This window comes from Pseudomonas sp. BTN1, from assembly GCF_001907715.1.
Classification (GTDB): Bacteria; Pseudomonadota; Gammaproteobacteria; order Pseudomonadales; family Pseudomonadaceae; genus Aquipseudomonas; species Aquipseudomonas paracarnis.
This window is the reverse complement of sequence record NZ_MPBM01000045.1, coordinates 140,231-159,512: the sequence shown is the minus strand read 5'-3', so window position 1 is coordinate 159,512 and position 19,282 is coordinate 140,231. Positions and strand designations below refer to the sequence as shown.

The following is a 19,282-nucleotide window of genomic DNA, read 5'->3' as shown; positions in this document are numbered from 1 at the left end:
TTCAGCGCTCACGCCGGAAGAAATGCCGGCTCAGCATCGCCAGCCCGCAGGCGCCCAACCCCGCAAACAACATGGCCCAGCCGGCGCCGCTGCGCAGCGCTGTTTGCGCATCCTGAACGGTCAGCCCCGGCGCATCCAGCTTGCCGGCGGCAATATGCTGGCTGAGTCTTGTCCACTCCAGTGTTGTGCTGTCAGGCAGCACGTGGGCCAGGTTGTGGCTGATCCCCAACAACAGCACCAGGCCCATCAGCGCGATATTGAGCGCGAGGGTGATCAGCCGTGCGCTGAAGTCGATGCCCGAGGCCATGCCTGCGCGGTCATTCGAGACGGAGCCGGTGGTGGTGTTGGTGGTCGGCGAATTGGTCAACGCCAGCCCGATACCGGCGATCACGCAACTGAGCAGCACCAGCGCGGTGCTGGGTTGTCCGGCGTAATTAACGGCGGCCATCCCCATGAACCCTGCGCCCATTGTCCCCAGGCCCAGGGGAATGATGCGTTCGGCGCCAAAGCGCAGGGCCAGGCGTTCGGCCAGCGGCGGCACCAGCAAAGTGGGCAAGGTATAGGCGAGCAGGGCGGCGCCGGTGGTCAGCGTGTCGTAACCCAGGCCTGCCTGGAAGTACAACGGCAGGTAAATCATGAACGGCCAGAAGCTGAAGTTCATGCCGATCGAGCCCATCAACGCGCCATTGAAGCGTTGGATGCGGAACACCGAGAAGTCGAACATCGGATGGGCGCTGCGCCGCTCAATCAAGATAAACAGCAGCAGCCCGAAGACCGCCAGGCCGGCCCAGCCGAGCATCGCCGGGGCGCCAAAGCCGATTTCGCTGCCCTGGGTGATGAAATAAACCAGCGCAAACACCGTGAGTGTCATGGTCAGCATGCCGGCGATGTCGAGGCGATGGTTGGCCGGGTCGCGGGATTCCTGCACGCTGATGTGCAACAACGCCAAGGTGAACAGGGTCAGCGGTACATGCACCAGGAACACCCAGCGCCAGTCCGCCACGGCCAGGATCAACGCTCCCACCATCGGTCCGAACCCCAGGCCCACGCCAGCGATCACGCCCCATATCGCAAAGGCCCGCGCACGCGTTGCCGGTTCGCGGAACTGATGGGACAAGATCGCGAACTGGCAAATCATCATGGCCCCGGCCCCAATGCCCTGGACGAACCGCGCCGCGATCAGTGTCGGCGCATCGTTGGCCAAGCCACAGGCCAGTGAGGCCAGGGCGAATACCCACAGACACACCACCAGCACACGCCGACGACCGAAGCGATCCGCCAGGGTCCCCGCCGCCATCAGCACGCTGGTGCAGGCCAGGGTGTAGGCATTCATGATCCATTGGGCGTCTTGAAAGCCCGTGCCCAGTTCCTGTTCCAGCGTCGGCAGGATGACCGGCACGCTGGAGATTTCCAGGCCGAACATCAGGGCCACCAGGCAGACGGCGGTGAGGGCCAGGCCGTTCCTGGCGGTGCGCGGGGGAGTGAGGGCCGAGAGTGCGGCGGCGCGGGACATACGACATTCCTTTCGAAAGCGGGAGGGGCTATTCTCTCGGGAATCAGGTTCTTTATTGGCGATAACTTTTCCGTAGACAAGGGAATACAAGGCGACAATTAAGCATGGCTACCCCACGTTTTGATGGTGTCGAACTCTTTCTGCAGATTGTTGAAAGCGGCAACCTCACCGAAGCCGCCGAGCGCCTGAACCTCACGCGTTCAGCGGTGGGCAAGGGCCTGGCGCGTCTGGAAGCGCGTTTGGGCACTTGCCTGTTACAGCGTTCCACCCGGCGCCAGCGGTTGACTGAGGATGGCCAGGCGTACTACGAGCATTGCTTGCGCGCATTGGCGGAGCTGGAAGCGGCAGAGTCCGTGCTGGAAAGCGGCCGTCAGCAACCCCGCGGGCGTTTGAGAGTGAGCGTGCCCCTGGCGTTTGGGCATCACTATGCCGCGCCAGCGTTGTGGGCCTTGCTGGATCGTTATCCGGAACTGGAAATCGACCTTTGTTTTTCCGACCGCATGATCGACTTGGTGCAGGAGGGCTTCGATATGGCCGTGCGCATCGGCCCGTTGCCCGACACCGACCGCCTGAGTGCACGGCGCCTGGGTCAGCAGGTCATGGGGCTGGCAGCGTCGCCTGCGTATTTGCAGCGCAAGGGTGCTATTGGCAGTATCGAAGACTTGGCCGCTCATCGTGGCATTGCCTACCGCAGCAACACCGCGCAGCGCTCGCGCCTGGCTTCGCCCTTGATCGTGGACGACCTCCAGGCGGTAGCCGATGCCGCTATCGCGGGCGTGGGCCTGGCCTGGTTGCCGAGTTGGTTGATTGCCCACTATGCGCTGCGCGGGCAGTTGCAGGCCGTGCTGCCCAGCTACCGTGAGCAACCTGCGCCGATCCATGTGATCTGGCCGACGGCGGCGCATATGCCGGCCAAGACGCGGTGTGCCATTGACGCTTTGGTGGCAGCCACCCCGAGTTGCCTGGCGGGCAGTTAGATCCTGAACATACTGAAAACCATCTGTAGGAGCGAGCTTGCTCGCGAAAAACGTCAACGATAACGCGTGTTTGCTGAATGAACGCGGCGCCTGTGAGTTTTTCGCGAGCAAGCTCGCTCCTACAAAATACAGTCAGAACGCGATAGAGGTTTGCACATACACCGTGCGCGGCTCACCCACGTACTTGCCCTTGTTGTTGTCGTCGAACGAGCGGGTGTAGTACTGCTTGTTGAAGATGTTCTTCACCCCCACCGCCACATTCAGATCCGACAACTGCGGGCCGAAGTCATAGGCTGCGCGGCTGCTGAACAGCATGTAGCCGGGGATGCGGCCATTGGCACCGTCGGCGCTTTCGGCCTGGGTGTTGGCGTTGTCGGCGAACTGGCTGCTCTGGTAGCTGCTGTCCACATTCAGCTTCCATGGGCCTTCGGTGTAACCCACGCCCAGGGTGCCTTTGTGCTTGGAGGAGAAGGGCACACGGTTGCCTTTGTTGGGGCCGTCTTCGCGGATGGTCGCATCCACATAGGCGTAGGTGGCGTACACATCGAAGCCGGCCAGTGCGGGGCTCAGGCCGTCGAGGGCGTAGTTGATGCTCGACTCGATGCCTTGGTGGCGAGTTTCACCGCGGGCGATCACGGTGTCGTTGGTCTGGTTGCTGTCGTACTGGTTGTCGAAGTTGATCAGGAACGCACCGATTTCCGCGCGCAGGTTGCCATTGTCATAGCGCGTGCCGAGTTCCCAGGTGCGGGCTTTTTCCGGTTTCACTTCGCCACTGTTCACACGGTTTGGCATCTGGCTGTACTGCACGCTGCCGAACGAGCCTTCGGTGTTGGCGTACAGGTTCCAGTCGTCGGTGAGGTGGTAAAGCACATTCAGCGCCGGCAGGGCAGTGTTGTAGTCGCCCTTGTATTTGACGTTGCTCAGGTTGTTGGTCTGCTGGGACTCGATCATCTCGTAGCGAATGCCAGGGGTGAGGGTCCACTTGCCGATGTCGATGCGGTCGTCGATGAAGAACGCATTGGCTTCGGTGCCGCCGCGCGTATCGCGGTCGTTGCGGCTGTTGGTGGTGGGGATTTGCTGGTTGGCGGCAATCGGCGTGCGGTAGCGCAGTTCGTGGCCGGCTTCATTGATGTAGCGGTAGCCCACACCCACTTCATGGCTGGTGGGGCCGAGGTCGAAGCCCTGGGCGAAGCGCGTTTCCAGGCCGCGTACCCAATATTCCCGTGGCGACAGCGACAGGAAGCTGCCTTGGTCCAGGTAGCCGCTGCGCAGGGTCTTGGTGAAGAAACTGTTGACCGTGAATTCGCGGCGGTCCTGCTCGTAGCGGTAGCCGACGTTGAACATCGTGCGGCGGCCCCAGAACTTGTCATACGGGCGGGTGGACTGGTACGGATCAGCCTTGTAGTCCTTGACGTTCAAACCGCCCGGCATATCGGCCTGGCCTTCGTAGTACTGTGCCATGGCGTTGAAGCTGTTGGCGTCGTCCAGTTGGTATTTGCCCTTGAGGATCAGGTCATCGATGCGCGTGTTGCTGTTTTCGCGCCAGTCGCCGCCGCGGGTGCCGGAGTACAGCAGCGCGCCCCCCAAGCCATTGTCGGCAGTGCCGCCGGCCAGCAAGTTGCCGGTGGTCTTGAAGCCGTCGTGGCTGGAGGAGGGGCTGGTCTCGGTCTGCAAACCGCCCTTGACCGTCGGCGCATCCGGGATGGCACGGGTGACGAAGTTGACGATGCCACCGACGTTCTGCGGGCCATAGCGCACCGCACCGCCGCCACGTACTACATCCACCGCGTCCATATTGCCCATGCTGATCGGCGCGAAGGAGAGTTGCGGCTGACCGTAAGGCGCGAAGGGCACCGGGATGCCATCCATCAGCACGGTGGAGCGCGACGCCAGGCGCGGGTTGAGCCCGCGAATGCCGAAGTTCAGCGCCATGTCGTGGCTACCGGTGCCGTTGTTGTCCGGGGCGTTGACGCCAGGGATGCGGTTGAGCACATCGCGAGCCTGAGTGGCGCCCTGGCGTTCGAATTCTTCGCGGCGGATCACATCACGGGCGCCGGGGTGCTCGAACACGTTGGTTTGCGCCGCGTCACCGAGCCAGTCGCCGACCACGTTGGAGGTCTGCAGCTCCAGGGTCGCAGGGGCGCCAGCCGGTTGCAGGCTGTAAGCGTTGTCACCCTCGGCGCGGGCTTGCAGGCCGGTGCCTTCCAGTAGTTTTTGCAAGCCCTCGGCAGCGCTGTAGCTGCCCGACAACCCAGGGCTTTGCATCCCGGCCGTCACGGCGGAACCGAAGGACACCAACACGCCGGCTTCGCGACCGAATTGATTCAGGGCCGCTTCCAGGGTAGTAGGTGCGATGTGGTACGCCTTGGCGTCGGCTGCCATCACCGCCGGCAGTGCGGTCAGGCTGAGGCTGGCACCGAGCAGGAGTTGGCGCAGTGTACGGGCGAGAAGCGTCGGGTGCTGGGGCATGAAGGGCGGTCCTGAGAAGGAAGGATCAAGGTGGCTTTCCTTCTCTGTCACGCCAGGTGCGGAAAACGGCTCACACAAAAGTAAAATAAATTCAGACCCGTGCCTGCACGGTCACCCAATAACGCGTAAAGCGCCGCACTTTCACCGGCAGGCTGATTTCCAGTAGGTCGAGGATGCGTTCGCTGTCGTCCAGCGGGTAGCTGCCGGACAGCAGCAGGTTGGCGACGTGTGGATCGCAATGGAGCTGGCCGCGACGGTAGCGTCCCAGTTCATTGAGGAAGTCTTCGAGGCGCATGTGTGCGGCCACCAGCATGCCGTCGGCCCAGGCGCCGCTGTTGGCGTCGGTGGGGCGTGGGGTGTCCCAGCCTTTGCGGGTGAAATTGACCTGCTGCGCGGCATCGACCCTCAGCGCCAAGCCGTTGTAGCGGTTGGGCATCACCTCGACCTGGCCGGCCAGTACCGCCAGGTGGGTGTGGTCGTTGAACTGGCGCACAGTCAAGCGCGCCGCCTGGCTGCTGAGCAGGCCCTGGCCGGTCAGCACGTGCAACGGCGCCTGGCCTGCACGGGCGGTGAGCAGGATTTCACCTTCAAGCAAGCGCACCAGGCGCTGCTGGCCGTCGAAATGCACATCCACCGCGCTGCCGGTGTTGAGCTGCAACTGGCTGCCGTCGGCCAGTTGTACTGTGCGGCGCTGGCCCACCGGGCTGCGATAGTCAGCCGTCAGCGGCGGCAGGATATGTTGCTGGCGCAGGCTCCAGGCGGCGGCCGAGCCGGCACCCACAATCAACAGTAATTTAAGCGCCTGACGCCGGCTGCGGGAGGTAGGCGCGTTCAACGCCGCGTGGGCCAGGGGGGAGGGCACGCCGCGCAGGCGTTGGTTGACGCTCTGGATCTGCTCCCACGCGCGTTGGTGTTCGCTGTGGGCATTCAACCATTGCTGCCAGGCCGCCTGCTGGCGTGGGTTGAGCGTGCCTTGCTGCATTTCCAGCAACCAGTGCACGGCTTGTTCGGCGACTTGGCTGGAGACGTTCATAGGGCGAAGTAGCAGCGCATGGCCGCTTTGGTCAGGTGGCGTTTGACGGTGGCGATGGAGATGCCCAGTTGCGCGCCGATTTGCGCGTAGGTCAGGCCGTCGAGTTGGGCCAGCAGGAAAGCGCGTTTGACCTGCTTGGGCAAGCCGTCGAGCAGTTGGTCCAGTTCCAGCAGGGTTTGCAGGATGATTGCGCGGTCTTCTTCCGACGGTGCCACGTGTTCGGGCATCTGCGCCAAGGCCTCGAGGTAGGCGCGCTCCAGGTCCTGGCGGCGGTAGAAGTTGAACAGCACGCGCTTGGCCACGGTGGTGAGGAAGGCGCGCGGCTCGATCAGCGTTGGCGCTTCCCGGGCACTGAGCACGCGGATAAAGGTGTCCTGAGCCAGGTCGGCGGCGTTTTCCGGGCAGCCGAGCTTGCGTCGCAACCAGCCGGTGAGCCAGTGGTGATGGTCGTTGTACAACACTTCGACGGGGTTGGACGGCTGCAACGCGATCACTCCGCAAGCATTCGACATGCTTTAGAGAACAAGAATTGTTCGCATTGTAGGGTGCATGACAAGGTTCGGCAATCGGCCAAGGCAGGTGATTCATCCGTTCTCTTTTGCTTGTGAGAATATTTATCATTAATATTGCGCGCTGATGAACCAGGCGCCTGCCGCATGAAAAGCAAAACCTCATTGCCCGTTTCCTACCGCCTCGCCGTCACCTCGCGCGTGCTGGCGGCGGTGATTGGCGGTTATCTGATGGCCTCCCTGGCCGCCATCTGCCTGGCGCTCTGGCTGCCCACCTCCCGTGCCGATGCGGTGGTCACCGGCATGATGAGTTCCTTTGTGTTCTACCTGCTGGCGGTGCTCTGGTGTTTTGCCTGCCGCACGGCATGGCGCGCCTGGGCAGGGGTGATGGTGCCGAGCGCACTCTTGGCCACCCTGGCCGGCATTGGTTTCTGGATGGCTCGCACATGAAAGAGGGCTTTCGCCAGGCCATGGCCTGGCTGCACACCTGGGCAGGCTTGATCTTCGGCTGGCTGCTGTTCGCGATTTTCCTGACCGGCACCCTGGCCTATTTCAAAGATGAAATAACCCACTGGATGCAGCCAGAAGTGCAGGCCCATCCCCTGGACGATGGGCGCAGCCTCGCCGTCGCGCAAAACTACCTGCAACAGCAGGCGCCTTCCGCCGCACGCTGGTTCATTACCTTGCCGAACCGCCGCGACCCCGGTTTGTCGGTGATGTGGCAAGACAAGCTCGAACCCGGCAAGCGCGGTACCTTCATCCAGAAAGTCCTCGACCCCGTCACCGGCCAACCGGTGCAGGCCCGCGACAGCAAGGGCGGCGAGTTCTTCTATCGTTTCCATTTCCAACTGCAAATGCCTTACCCGTGGGGCCGCTGGCTGTCGACCATCGCCGCCATGGTGATGTTCGTCGCGCTGATCACCGGCATCATCACCCACAAGAAAATCTTCAAGGACTTCTTCACCTTCCGCCCGGGCAAAGGCCAGCGCTCCTGGCTGGACGGGCACAACGCGGTGGGCGTGTTGGTGCTGCCGTTTCACCTGATGATCACCTACAGCAGCCTGGTGATTTTCATGAGCATGGTCATGCCTGCGCCCATCGTGGCGTCCTACGGCGACGACAGCCGGGCGTTTTTCAGTGAGCTGTTCCCCGCTACCGACAATGCGCCGGCCCTCGGCCAGCCGGGCAAACTGCTGCCGTTGATGCCGATGTACCAGCAGGCGCGGGAACAGTGGGCGGGCGGGCATGTGGGGCGTGTGGCGGTCAACAACCCCGGCGATGTCAACGCTTCGGTCAACGTGTCGCGCGCTGGCTCCGACAGCGTGGTGCATGCCTCCGGCAGTACGTTGTCGTTCAACGGCACCACCGGCGAGCTGTTGCGAGGCAGTGCCGAGCCGTCATTGGCGACGGCCATCGGTGGCAGTTTCTACGGTTTGCACATGGGCCATTTCGCCGGCCCGGTGCTGCGCTGGCTTTACTTTATCTGCGGCTTGGCGGGTACGGCGATGATCGGCACAGGCTTGGTGATCTGGCTGGGCAAGCGCCAGCTCAAGCATGCCAAGGCCTCGGTGATGCCCTTTGAACTGCGGTTGGTAGAAGTGCTGAATATTGCCGCCATGTCTGGCTTGATGATCGCCATCGCGGCGTTTTTCTGGGCTAACCGCCTGCTGCCGGTGAGCTTCACCGCGCGTTCCGACTGGGAAGTGCAGGCGTTCTTTATCGCCTGGGCCCTGAGCCTGTTGCACGCCTTGCTGCGGCGCGGTCGCCAGGGCTGGGTCGAGCAACTGAGCTTCGGCGCGCTGTTGTTTGCCGCCATTCCATTGCTCAACGCCATCACCACCTCGCATCACTTGGGTGTCTCTGTGCCAAGCGGCGACTGGGCGATGGCCGGCTTCGACCTCACCTGCCTGGCCAGTGGCGCGTTCCTCGCCTGGGCAGCCTGGAAGATGCACCACCGCAGCGCGCCGCTACCCAAGGCTGAGCGTGCCCGCGGGTTAACACTCAAGCAGCAGGCCAACTGATGCTTCTAGCGCTATTGATGTGCTACGCCGGGTTCATGGCACTGTGCTTGTCCACCGACCGTCACCACGGCGAATTGCTGCACAGCAAACCCACAGCCATTCGGCGCCTGGGGTTGCGGGTGGGCGGTTGGTTGTTGCTGGGCGTGTCGATCTGGCCCTCGGTGCTGGGCGCCGGTTGGAGTCAGGGCCTGGTGGAGTGGTGCGCGGTGTTGATGCTCAGCGCCTTGCTGCTGGTGTTGCTGTTGCCGTATCGGCCAAGGCTGGCCTTGATCCTGGCGGGGCTCGCCCTGTTGGCCAGCCCTGTTGCGGCGTTCGCCCTCTCTTGAGCCGGCCATGAGGAGCCATCGACCGCAATCTCCTCAGGACACTCCGCACGCGGATGCAGCGGGGGGACGCGCGCATTTCCTGCAGGTGTTTTTGTCCCAGCGCTCGCAAATGGAGGCGTTGGTCAGCCGCCGTGTGGGTTGCCGCGCCACGGCAGCCGACCTGGTGCAGGATTTGTTCCTGCGCTTCTGGCGTCGCCCGCTGGTGCAGGTCGAAGAATTGAGCACCTACCTGCTGCGCTGCGCCGGCAACATCGCCATCGACCACCTGCGCAGCGAAGGCGCGCGAGCACGCAGCAGCGAAGGCTGGCTGCCGGAACAATCTGACCACCAAGGCTGCGAACCCCAGGCAGCGTTGGAGGCGGGCAATGATCTGCGCCATGTGGAAGCCGCCTTGCGCAGCTTGCCCGAGCGCACCCGCCAGATTTTCCTGCTTAACCGCATCCACGGCCGCAAGTACGCCGAAATCGCCAAGGCCATGGGCCTGTCCCAAAGCGCCGTGGAAAAACATATGATGCGCGCCCTCGAAGCCTGCAAGGCCAGCCTTCGCGAACCACCGCCTCCATGCATGCCAGGGAAAGCCCCGTGAACCTCACGCCCACGCCCGCCCAGGAACAGGCCGCACTCGATTGGTTGTGCCTGCTGCATGACCAGCCCAGCAGCGGCGACCAGGCCACGTTCAGCCGCTGGTTACGTGCAGATCCCGCACACGTCGAGGCCTACTCCCAAGCCCAGGTGCTCTGGGAATTAAGCGAAGTACCGGCGCGCCAACTGGCCGATGAGGACGCGCTCGCCTTGCAGCGCTACCTCAATACGATCAACGCCTCCAAACGCTCCCGGGTAGCGCGTTGGTCTGGTGCCTTGGCCGTCGCCGCCTGCCTGCTGCTGATGGTGTCGATGGGCGCCGGTTGGCAGCCGTCACGCTGGGTCGATGAGTGGGGCGCCGATTATGTGACGGCGCCGGGTGAGGTAAAGACCTTCACCCTGGCCGATCAATCCAAGGTCACCCTCGACGCCGACAGCGCCATCTCTGTAGATTTCAGCCAGGGCGAACGGCACATCCAATTGCGCCGTGGTGCAGGTTTTTTCAGTGTGACCCACACCGGCCAACCCTTCGTGGTGGAGGCGAGCGGCGGTGAAACGCGGGTAATGGGAACGCAGTTTGAAGTGCGCCTGCAACCTGACGGCGCCGAGGTCACTGTGCTGTCCGGCCGTGTGGGCGTGACGCCCTCCAAACAGGGCCAGCAACAGGTGCTGACAGCGGGCCAGCAAGTGGCCTATGCCGACGGTATTGCCGACCCTTTGCATGGGGTCGACAGCGCCTCACGCCTGGCCTGGCGCGAAGGTTGGCTCAACTACTACAGGGCACCCCTGGCCGATGTGGTCCAGGACCTGAGGCGTTATTACCCCGGCCGAATTCTTCTGCTTAACGAAAACATGGCCGCCAAACGCGTCAGCGGCAGCTTTCCGAGCCAGGACCCTGTAGCGGTCTTGAACGCCTTGCAAGCGGTGTTGGGCTTTGAACAGCACAGCCTGTTGGGCCGCATGATTGTGGTGCGCTAGGCCCGCAGCGCCTTCATCGAACCTTCATCGCAATCGCCACAACCTGTCACCAAACGGTTACACGTGCCGTGGATCATCCCTGGGTTCCTGAACAAGTGGTCAGGAAGCTCGCATCTGCCCCATACAACACAACAATGTCAGTAAGGGATCTACACGTGAACCACAACACTCTTTATGCCCTGCTCCTCGCATCGGGCCTGGGCGGCTTTGCGCCGCTGGTTTTGGCCGATGATGCCCAGGATGTAGGCTCGGTGAACATCGCCGGCAAGCAAACCCTTGGCAGCGGCCACATGATTCTCGAAGAAAGTGCCAAGGCACGCTCGACGGTGACCAAGCAAGCCATGGACGAAATGTCGGCCACCGCCAACGCCATCGACAAGCTCAAGTACACGCCGGGCATCAACGTTTCCAGTGATGACGCCAGCGGCACCAGTGGCACCAGTTTTACCATGCGGGGCATGAGTTCCGACCAGGTCGGCGTCTCGGTGGACGGCGTGCCGATCAACGATTCGGGCAACTACAGTGTGTACTCCAACCAGTTGGGCGACCCGGAAAACCTGGCCGAAGTGTTCGCCACCCAAGGTTCCTCCGAGGCCGACGGCCCGCACATCGGCTCCAGCGGCGGCAACATTGGCATGATCACCATTCGCCCGACCAAGGACGCCGGGGTTTTCGCCAAACAGATCGTCGGTGCCAACGCCCTGCGCAAGACCTTCGTGCGAGCGAACACCGGGGATGTGGGGGGCCTGAAAACCTGGGTGTCGGCATCCCACCTGGAAGGTGACAAATGGCGCGGCAAGGGCACTCTGCGCAGCGACAAGATCGAGTGGAGCAGCCTGTTCGAAGGGGATAACGGCAACTCCACATTGGCCACGATCAAGTACAACAAGCAGGAAAACTACAACTACAACAGCCTTAGCAAGGCGCAGTTCGACACCGAAGGACGGCGTAAGGATTACGCGCAAAGCCCGGTGTACAAGGCTGGTTTGCTGTCGGCGTCCTACAAGCTCAACCGCAACCCGTTCGAAAGCGTCAACGCCACGCTGACCCAGCGCTGGCAACTGCAGGACAATTTGTCGCTGACGCTCACGCCGTATTACTACTGGGCCAACGGTGGCAGCTTCAGCGGCCAGACGGCTTCCAACCTGGGGCCAAAGTCCGACAAGGCCGGCAACTACGACCTGAGTAACCTGCAATCGGCCAACTATTACCGCCCTTCGTGGACCGAAACCTGGCGCCCTGGCTTCACGGCGAAAATGAAGTGGGACATCAACGAAGAACACAGCCTGGACTATGGCTACTGGTACGAACGCGCACGCCAGCGCCAGACCCAGCCCTTTATCGGCATTAACAACGAAGGTGCCCCCGACGATGTGTGGGGCGACTACAACAGCGGCGGCCAGGTGGTCGACAAAAACGGCGCTACGGTCCAGGGCCGCCACTACTACACCGTCACTCCCGCGCAGAAGCTCTGGGTACAGGACAACTGGCAAGCCACACCGGACCTGAGTTTTCTTGGCGGCGTGGCCTACCAATATGTCGAGCGTGACGGCAACAACCTCGGCAGCCTGTACGACACACCGGAGAAGCGTAACACCCGCTACCACCAGTTCCTGCCCAACTTCAGCGCCAAGTACCAGGTCGATGAAAGCAACCAGGCGTTCTACAACGTCACCCGCAATATGCGCACGCCGCCCAACTACGTACTGTACAACAAGGGCGACTCCGTCAGCCTCAAGTCCGAATTGAGCTGGAACCAGGAACTGGGCTGGCGCTACACCGAAGACGACATGGCCTTGAGTGCGACCCTGTTCTACATCAGCTTCAAGGATCGCCAGGTCTCGACCACCGACGCCAGCGGTGACTACATGGTGCTCAACGTCGGCACTGTCGATAACAAAGGCCTGGAGCTGGAATGGAGCGGCCTGTTGCCGCACAACTTCAATTACTACGCGTCCTATACCTACACCCAGTCTGAGCAGAAGGACGACTTGCTCAGCAAGAACGTGCTGCTACCAACCTCGGGCAAGCAATTGGCCAACGTGCCGGAAAACATGTTCAACCTGGTGTTCGGGTATGACGATTCGCGGTTCTACGGCAACATTGCAGGCAAATATGTCGGCAGTTTCTATGGCGATTTGACCAACAAGGAGAAGATTGAAGGCCGTACGGTGTTTGACCTGAACGCGGGTATTTATTTGCCGGTGGATAAGAAGGTCATCAAGTCGGCGGCACTGCGGTTTTCGATGCTCAACGTATTCGACAAGGAGTACTTGAGCTCGGCGCGTACGGTGGCGTTCAACTCGGCGCCGGTGAACGGGTTGGGGGCGAGCACGGCGTACTACAACGTGGGCGAAGAGCGCACCGCGATGGTGTCTCTGGAAGCCAACTTCTAAGGTCACCACACAACCCAATGTGCAGAGCTGACGTGTGTGGGAGCTGGCTTGCCTGCGATAGCGGTGTATCAGTCACAGGTATTGACCCTGTTACACCGCCATCGCAGGCAAGCCAGCTCCCACATTTGATTGCGTGTTACTTCAATGCGGCCATGATTGCTTCGGGGTCGTAGTCGCGAATCAAGGTGCCGTTCACGTCCACAAACGGAATCCCGCCACCGCCCAGCGCCTCATACGCCTTGCGCGCCTGGGCGTCCTGCTCGATATCGACGGCCCGGTACGGGATACCCTTCTGGTCGAGAAAACGCCGGATCTGCTTGCAGTACCCACACCACTCGGTGGCATAGAGCACCACCCGCGCCGAGGCGCGTACGTGCTCGGGCGCCACCTGGGACGGGTTGAACAGCCGTTCCACCTTGCCCCAGTTCTGGATCGCAACCACCACCAGCAACACCAGCAGGACTTTCTTGAGTACCCCGCCCAGCATCAGTTACGGCGCTTGAGCTGGTCGGTCAGTTGGGTCGGCAGGCCCTTGATGATCAAGGTGCCGGCGGCTTCGTCGTACTCGATCTTGTCGCCCAGCAGGTGCGCTTCAAAGCTGATGGACAGGCCCTCGGCCCGCCCGGTGAAGCGGCGGAACTGGTTGAGGGTGCGTTTGTCGGCCGGAATTTCCGGCGACAGGCCGTAATCCTTGTTGCGGATGTGGTCGTAGAAGGCTTTTGGCCGGTCTTCATCGATCAGGCCCGAGAGCTCTTCCAGGCCCATGGGTTCGCCGAGCTTCGCCTGGCTGCTGGCGTAGTCCACCAGGGTCTTGGTTTTCTCGCGGGCGGACTCGTCGGGCAAGTCTTCGCTTTCGACGAAGTCACTGAACGCCTTGAGCAGGGTGCGGGTTTCGCCCGGGCCATCCACGCCTTCCTGGCAGCCGATAAAGTCGCGGAAGTACTCCGAGACCTTCTTGCCGTTCTTGCCTTTGATGAAGGAGATGTACTGCTTGGACTGCTTGTTGTTCTGCCACTCGGAGACGTTGATACGCGCCGCCAGGTGCAACTGGCCCAGGTCCAGGTGGCGCGAGGGCGTCACGTCCAGCTCATCGGTCACCGCCACGCCTTCGCTGTGGTGCAGCAGGGCGATGGCCAGGTAGTCGGTCATGCCTTGCTGGTAATGGGCAAACAGCACATGGCCGCCGGTGGAGAGGTTGGATTCCTCCATCAGCTTCTGCAGGTGCTCTACCGCCGTGCGGCTGAAGCTGGTGAAGTCCTGGCCACCGTCAAAGTACTCCTTCAACCAACCGCTGAACGGGTGCGCGCCGGACTCGGCATGGAAGAAACCCCAGGCCTTGCCTTGTTTGGCGTTGTAGCTCTCGTTGAGGTCGGCAAGCATGTTCTCGATGGCGGCGGACTCGGCCAGTTCCGTGTCGCGGGCGTGAAGAACTGCGGGTGTGCCGTCGGGTTTTTTGTCGATCAGGTGGACGATGCAATGACGGATCGGCATAGGCTTCTCGGCTGGTTGAAGGGGGAGCGGTTGGCCTCCCCGAAAAGTCGCCCAGTGTACCGCACCCATTGGTCAAGACGTGCCCCGAACGGCATTTTGCACGCCCTGTGACTGGCCATATGCCTTTTTTTCACGGTTTAGAGCGATAAAGCTGACCAAATGGGTATGTTGAGGCGGATATTTCCCCGTCTCTGTGCTAGTTTTGCCCCGTCTTACGCCAAGTCTCGGCGTTAAGCGTGCATTCAGCATTTGTCAGGTCGAACCAATCCCCGTTTCAAGCATCTATAACCCCGATCTCCGTGGTTATGGCCGGGGATGCCAGGCCATGACGGTCGGGCTCGACGGCTGACACTGCACTCTGCAATCCATATGAATTTGATAGGGAAGGAACACCACAATGGCTATTACTAAAGACCAACTGATCGCTGACCTGGCTGAAGCAGTAGACGCACCGAAAACTACCGTGCGTGCTCTGCTGGACCAACTGAGCCAAGTTGTTGCTGATCAGCTGGAAAATGGCGGCGAAATCACTCTGCCAGGCGTTGGCAAACTGAAAGTGACCGAGCGTCCTGCCCGTACTGGCCGTAACCCTTCGACTGGCGCTGCCATCGAAATCGCTGCCAAGAAAGTTATCAAGCTGGTTGTGGCTAAAGGCCTGACCGACGCTGTTAACAAGTAAGACGCAGCAAAAAAACCGTGCTTCGGAGTGATCCGGGCACGGTTTTTTATTGCCTGCGTTTTTATTGTGTGGCGGGCTTATCGAACCCAGCGCTGGCGCCAGATCTGCTGCTCGTTCTTGGTCTGGAACGTCCAGGCCACAAAGCGGCTCTGCTTCTGCCCCTGGGACATCTCCACTACCTGGCTTTCCAGCACGCCGGCTTTTTTCAGCGCCGTTTCGATCGCCGGCAAGTTGGAGGCTTTGGACACCAGGGTGCTGAACCACAGCACTTTATGCGCAAAGTGCGCGCTTTCGGCGATCAACTGCGTCACAAACCGCGCTTCGCCACCTTCACACCACAGTTCGGCCGATTGACCACCGAAGTTAAGCACCGGCAACTTGCGTTTCGGGTCGGCCTTGCCCAAGGCGCGCCATTTACGCTCGCTGCCTTTGGTGGCTTCGTCCATGGATGCATGGAAGGGCGGATTGCACATCGTAAGGTCAAAGCGCTCACCCGGCTCCAGCAGGCCCAACAGGATCTGCTTGGGGTTGGGTTGCTGGCGCAGCTGGATGACCTTGCTCAGGTCGTTGGACTGCACGATGGCCTTGGCGGCGGCCACGGCGGTCGGGTCGACCTCCGAGCCCAGGAAGTTCCAGCGGTACTCCATATAGCCAATCAGCGGGTACACGCAGTTGGCGCCCATACCGATGTCCAGCACCTTGACGATCGAGCCTCGCGGGATTTTGCCGTCGTTGACGCTGGCCAGCAGGTCGGCGAGGAAATGCACATAGTCAGCACGCCCCGGCACTGGCGGGCACAGGTAGTCCGCCGGGATATCCCAATGCTGGATGCCATAGAACGACTTGAGCAGCGCCCGGTTGAACACCCGCACTGCATCCGGGCTGGCGAAGTCGATGCTCTCTTTGCCGTAGGGGTTGATGATCACGAATTTGGCCAGTTCAGGCGTGGTCTTGATCAGCGCCGGGAAGTCGTAACGGCCCGTGTGGCGGTTGCGCGGGTGCAGGGTGGCCTCTTTGCGTGGCGCGACGGATTTGGCCGTGGCGGCGGTTTTAGGCTTCTTGCGCGGAGGTTTGGGCGTAGTGGGGGCGGTCATGATGATTCTGGGTTTGGCTCAAAGTGGCGGTCATTGTCACACATTCCCGGGGACAACTCGGTCAAATGTGGGAGCTGGCTTGCCTGCGATGCAGGCGACTGGGTGTATCAGGCAGACTGAGGTGATGCTATCGCTGGCAAGCCAGCTCCCACAGGGATAGGGTTTTGATTGGGAAATGGTGTCGTTTTCCTGGACAAAAAAAGAGGCCCGAAGGCCTCTTTCTCTACATGGTTTCCCCTTACAGGCTGGAAATCCGCGCGTGTTGCTCCGCCAGCTTGCCCAAGGCCTGTTCAGCCTCGGCCAACTTGGCGCGTTCTTTCTCGATCACTTCAGCTGGCGCTTTGTCGACGAACGCCGCGTTGGACAGCTTGCCGCCCACTCGCTGCACTTCGCCTTGCAGGCGCGCAATTTCCTTGTCGAGGCGGGCAAGTTCCGCGCCCTTGTCGATCAGGCCGGCCATCGGTACCAGCACTTCCATATCACCCACCAACGCGGTGGCAGACAACGGTGCTTCGGCATCGGCAGCCAATACGGTGATCGACTCCAGCTTGGCCAGTTTCTTGAGCAGCGCATCGTTCTCGCTGAGGCGACGCTGGTCTTCGGCACTGGCGTTCTTGACGAACACGGCCAGCGGCTTGCCCGGCCCGATGTTCATCTCGGCGCGGATGTTGCGTGTGCCGAGCATCAGGGTCTTGAGCCATTCGATATCGCTTTCGGCGGCCTCATCGATGCGCGCTTCGTTGGCCACCGGCCAAGGTTGCAGCATGATGGTCTTGCCTTCGATACCGGCCAGCGGCGCCAGGCGCTGCCAGATTTCTTCGGTGATGAACGGCATGAACGGATGCGCCAGGCGCAGCGCCACTTCGAGCACGCGCACCAGGGTGCGACGGGTGCCGCGCTGGCGTTCGACCGGGGCGTTCTCGTCCCACAGCACCGGCTTGGACAGTTCCAGGTACCAGTCGCAATACTGGTTCCAGATGAACTCGTACAGGGCCTGTGCGGCCAGGTCGAAACGGAACTGGTCGAGCTGGCGGGTCACTTCGGCTTCGGTGCGCTGCAACTGCGAGATGATCCAGCGATCCGCCAGGCTCAGCTCATAGGCTTCGCCGTTCTGGCCGCAGTCTTCGCCTTTGTCCAGCACGTAGCGCGCCGCGTTCCAGATCTTGTTGCAGAAGTTGCGATAGCCTTCGACGCGGCCCATGTCGAACTTGATGTCGCGACCGGTGGAGGCCAGCGAGCAGAAGGTGAAGCGCAGGGCGTCGGTGCCGTAGCTGGCGATGCCGTCGGCGAATTCGTCGCGGGTCTGCTTCTCGATCTTTTTCGCCAGTTTCGGCTGCATCAGGCCCGAGGTGCGTTTCTGCACCAGGGTTTCCAGGTCGATGCCGTCGATGATGTCCAGCGGGTCCAGGACGTTACCCTTGGACTTGGACATCTTCTGGCCCTGGCCGTCGCGTACCAGGCCGTGTACGTACACGGTCTTGAACGGTACCTGCGGGGTGCCGTCTTCGTTCTTCACCAGGTGCATGGTGAGCATGATCATCCGGGCAACCCAGAAGAAAATGATGTCGAAGCCGGTGACCAGCACGTCGGTGGAGTGGAATTTCTTCAGGAACTCGGTCTGCTGCGGCCAGCCAAGGGTAGAGAAGGTCCACAGGCCCGAACTGAACCAGGTGTCCAGTACGTCGTTGTCCTGTTGCAGCGCGATGTCGGCGCCGAGGTTGTGCTTGGCACGCACTTCGGCTTCGTCGCGGCCTACATAAACCTTGCCCGATTCGTCATACCAGGCCGGAATACGGTGGCCCCACCACAGCTGACGGCTGATGCACCAGTCCTGGATGTCGCGCATCCACGAGAAGTACATGTTTTCGTACTGTTTGGGCACGAACTGGATGCGGCCATCTTCCACGGCGGCAATCGCAGGTTCTGCCAGCGGCTTGGTGGACACGTACCACTGATCGGTCAGCCACGGCTCGATCACGGTGCCGGAGCGGTCGCCCTTCGGCACTTTCAGGCCGTGGTCGTCGACGCTGACCAGCAAACCGGCGGCGTCGAAGGCAGCTACGATCTGCTTGCGCGCTTCAAAACGGTCCAGACCTGCGTATTCGGCGGGGATCTTGCCGTCGATGCTGTCGTTCAGCGAGCCGTCCAGGTTGAACACCTGGCAGGCCGGCAATACGGCGGCATTTTTGTCGAAGATGTTCAGCAGCGGCAGGTTGTGGCGCTTGCCGACTTCGTAGTCGTTGAAATCGTGGGCCGGGGTGATTTTCACGCAGCCGGTGCCGAACTCAGGGTCGCAATAGTCATCCGCGATGATCGGGATGCGGCGGCCAACCAGCGGCAGTTCGACAAACTTGCCGATCAGCGCCTGGTAGCGCTCGTCGTTCGGGTTAACAGCGACGGCGGCATCGCCGAGCATGGTTTCCGGACGGGTAGTGGCGACGATCAGGTAATCATTGCCTTCAGCGGTCTTGGCGCCGTCGGCCAGCGGGTACTTGAGGTTCCACAGGAAGCCTTTCTCGTCGTGGTTTTCCACTTCAAGGTCGGAAATCGCCGTGTGCAACTTGGTGTCCCAGTTGACCAGGCGCTTGCCGCGGTAGATCAGGCCGTCTTCGTGCAGGCGCACGAAGGCTTCCTTTACGGCTTCGGACAGGCCGTCGTCCATGGTGAAGCGCTCGCGGCTCCAGTCTACGGACGAACCCAGGCGACGGATCTGACGGCTGATATTGCCGCCGGACTGGTCTTTCCATTCCCAGACTTTCTCCAGGAATTTCTCGCGACCCAGGTCGTGACGGTTCTGGCCGGTGGCTTCCAGTTGGCGTTCCACCAGCATCTGGGTGGCGATGCCGGCGTGGTCGGTGCCCGGTTGCCACAGGGTGTCGCGACCCTGCATGCGGCGGAAGCGGATCAACGCATCCATGATCGCATTGTTGAAGCCATGGCCCATGTGCAGGCTGCCAGTGACGTTCGGTGGCGGAATCATGATGGTGTACGAGTCGCCCGCACCTTGTGGGGCGAAATAGTTCTCGGACTCCCAGGTGTTGTACCAGGAAGTTTCGATAGCGTGGGGCTGGTAGGTCTTATCCATGCGCGGCGGGACCCTAGTTGGCATTTATTCAGGAAAGCCGGCAAGTATAACGGGGGATAGGGGCGAGGGCGAGGCGAAGACGGTTAAGACCGATGCAGAATTAATGTGGGAGCTGGCTTGCCTGCGATG

Annotated in this window: 16 protein-coding genes; 8 read left to right on the top strand and 8 right to left on the bottom strand. The window is 61.5% G+C overall.

What is annotated here, in order from left to right; translation table 11 throughout:
* Window position 1: 1 nt before the first annotated feature.
* On the bottom strand, window positions 2–1,513 hold the full coding sequence (locus BMH52_RS22735) for an MFS transporter (RefSeq protein ID WP_014717057.1): 1,512 nt from the start codon (window positions 1,511–1,513) through the stop codon (window positions 2–4).
* A gap of 104 nt (window positions 1,514–1,617) precedes the next feature.
* Between BMH52_RS22735 and BMH52_RS22730 the strand changes: the two genes are divergently transcribed.
* On the top strand, window positions 1,618–2,490 hold the full coding sequence (locus BMH52_RS22730; protein WP_054897742.1) for a LysR family transcriptional regulator: 873 nt from the start codon (window positions 1,618–1,620) through the stop codon (window positions 2,488–2,490).
* Window positions 2,491–2,622: 132 nt separating this feature from the next.
* Here BMH52_RS22730 and fecA read toward each other — a convergent pair whose 3' ends face one another.
* The 3 genes from fecA to BMH52_RS22710 form a co-directional block, all read right to left on the bottom strand.
* Window positions 2,623–4,959: a TonB-dependent Fe(3+) dicitrate receptor FecA gene (gene fecA, locus BMH52_RS22720; protein ID WP_073845125.1), complete on the bottom strand. Its 2,337-nt coding sequence runs from the start codon at window positions 4,957–4,959 to the stop codon at window positions 2,623–2,625.
* A 91-nt stretch (window positions 4,960–5,050) separates the two neighbouring features.
* Window positions 5,051–5,992, bottom strand: a complete 942-nt coding sequence (locus BMH52_RS22715; RefSeq protein WP_073845123.1) for a FecR domain-containing protein — start codon at window positions 5,990–5,992, stop codon at window positions 5,051–5,053.
* Window positions 5,989–6,477, bottom strand: coding sequence for a sigma-70 family RNA polymerase sigma factor (locus BMH52_RS22710; RefSeq protein ID WP_014717061.1), 489 nt, complete (start codon window positions 6,475–6,477; stop codon window positions 5,989–5,991). Before BMH52_RS22710 ends, BMH52_RS22715 begins: the two co-directional genes overlap by 4 nt.
* Before the next feature lie 171 nt (window positions 6,478–6,648).
* Between BMH52_RS22710 and BMH52_RS22705 the strand changes: the two genes are divergently transcribed.
* The 6 genes from BMH52_RS22705 to BMH52_RS22680 all read left to right on the top strand — a co-directional run bounded on the left by BMH52_RS22705 (window position 6,649) and on the right by BMH52_RS22680 (window position 12,804).
* Window positions 6,649–6,951, top strand: coding sequence for a DUF3649 domain-containing protein (locus tag BMH52_RS22705; protein WP_014717062.1), 303 nt, complete (start codon window positions 6,649–6,651; stop codon window positions 6,949–6,951).
* Window positions 6,948–8,522, top strand: a complete 1,575-nt coding sequence (locus BMH52_RS22700; RefSeq protein ID WP_073845121.1) for a PepSY domain-containing protein — start codon at window positions 6,948–6,950, stop codon at window positions 8,520–8,522. The genes BMH52_RS22705 and BMH52_RS22700 overlap by 4 nt, the downstream gene beginning before the upstream one ends.
* Window positions 8,522–8,848, top strand: coding sequence for a DUF3325 domain-containing protein (locus BMH52_RS22695; protein ID WP_019817655.1), 327 nt, complete (start codon window positions 8,522–8,524; stop codon window positions 8,846–8,848). The genes BMH52_RS22700 and BMH52_RS22695 overlap by 1 nt, the downstream gene beginning before the upstream one ends.
* A 7-nt stretch (window positions 8,849–8,855) precedes the next feature.
* Window positions 8,856–9,434 carry an RNA polymerase sigma factor gene (locus BMH52_RS22690; RefSeq protein WP_073845119.1) on the top strand — a complete coding sequence of 193 codons (579 nt, stop codon included), beginning with the start codon at window positions 8,856–8,858 and terminating at the stop codon, window positions 9,432–9,434.
* On the top strand, window positions 9,431–10,408 hold the full coding sequence (locus BMH52_RS22685) for a FecR family protein (RefSeq protein WP_073845117.1): 978 nt from the start codon (window positions 9,431–9,433) through the stop codon (window positions 10,406–10,408). The genes BMH52_RS22690 and BMH52_RS22685 overlap by 4 nt, the downstream gene beginning before the upstream one ends.
* 155 nt (window positions 10,409–10,563) lie before the next feature.
* Window positions 10,564–12,804 (top strand): TonB-dependent receptor, encoded by a 2,241-nt coding sequence (locus tag BMH52_RS22680; RefSeq protein ID WP_143192546.1) that lies wholly within the window; start codon window positions 10,564–10,566, stop codon window positions 12,802–12,804.
* Between the two features lie 136 nt (window positions 12,805–12,940).
* Here BMH52_RS22680 and BMH52_RS22675 read toward each other — a convergent pair whose 3' ends face one another.
* Window positions 12,941–13,291, bottom strand: coding sequence for a glutaredoxin family protein (locus BMH52_RS22675; protein WP_072434230.1), 351 nt, complete (start codon window positions 13,289–13,291; stop codon window positions 12,941–12,943).
* Window positions 13,291–14,295: a nucleoid-associated protein YejK gene (yejK, locus tag BMH52_RS22670; protein ID WP_014717069.1), complete on the bottom strand. Its 1,005-nt coding sequence runs from the start codon at window positions 14,293–14,295 to the stop codon at window positions 13,291–13,293. Before yejK ends, BMH52_RS22675 begins: the two co-directional genes overlap by 1 nt.
* Before the next feature lie 397 nt (window positions 14,296–14,692).
* Here yejK and BMH52_RS22665 point away from each other — a divergent pair, with 397 nt between their 5' ends.
* On the top strand, window positions 14,693–14,974 hold the full coding sequence (locus BMH52_RS22665; protein WP_003188840.1) for an HU family DNA-binding protein: 282 nt from the start codon (window positions 14,693–14,695) through the stop codon (window positions 14,972–14,974).
* A 77-nt stretch (window positions 14,975–15,051) separates the two neighbouring features.
* Here the strand turns inward: BMH52_RS22665 and rlmF are convergent, their stop codons facing one another.
* Both rlmF and BMH52_RS22655 read right to left on the bottom strand, forming a co-directional pair.
* Window positions 15,052–16,068, bottom strand: a complete 1,017-nt coding sequence (gene rlmF / locus BMH52_RS22660) for a 23S rRNA (adenine(1618)-N(6))-methyltransferase RlmF (RefSeq protein WP_072434231.1) — start codon at window positions 16,066–16,068, stop codon at window positions 15,052–15,054.
* Between the two features lie 238 nt (window positions 16,069–16,306).
* Window positions 16,307–19,153, bottom strand: a complete 2,847-nt coding sequence (locus BMH52_RS22655) for a valine--tRNA ligase (RefSeq protein ID WP_005785134.1) — start codon at window positions 19,151–19,153, stop codon at window positions 16,307–16,309.
* Window positions 19,154–19,282: the final 129 nt, after the last annotated feature.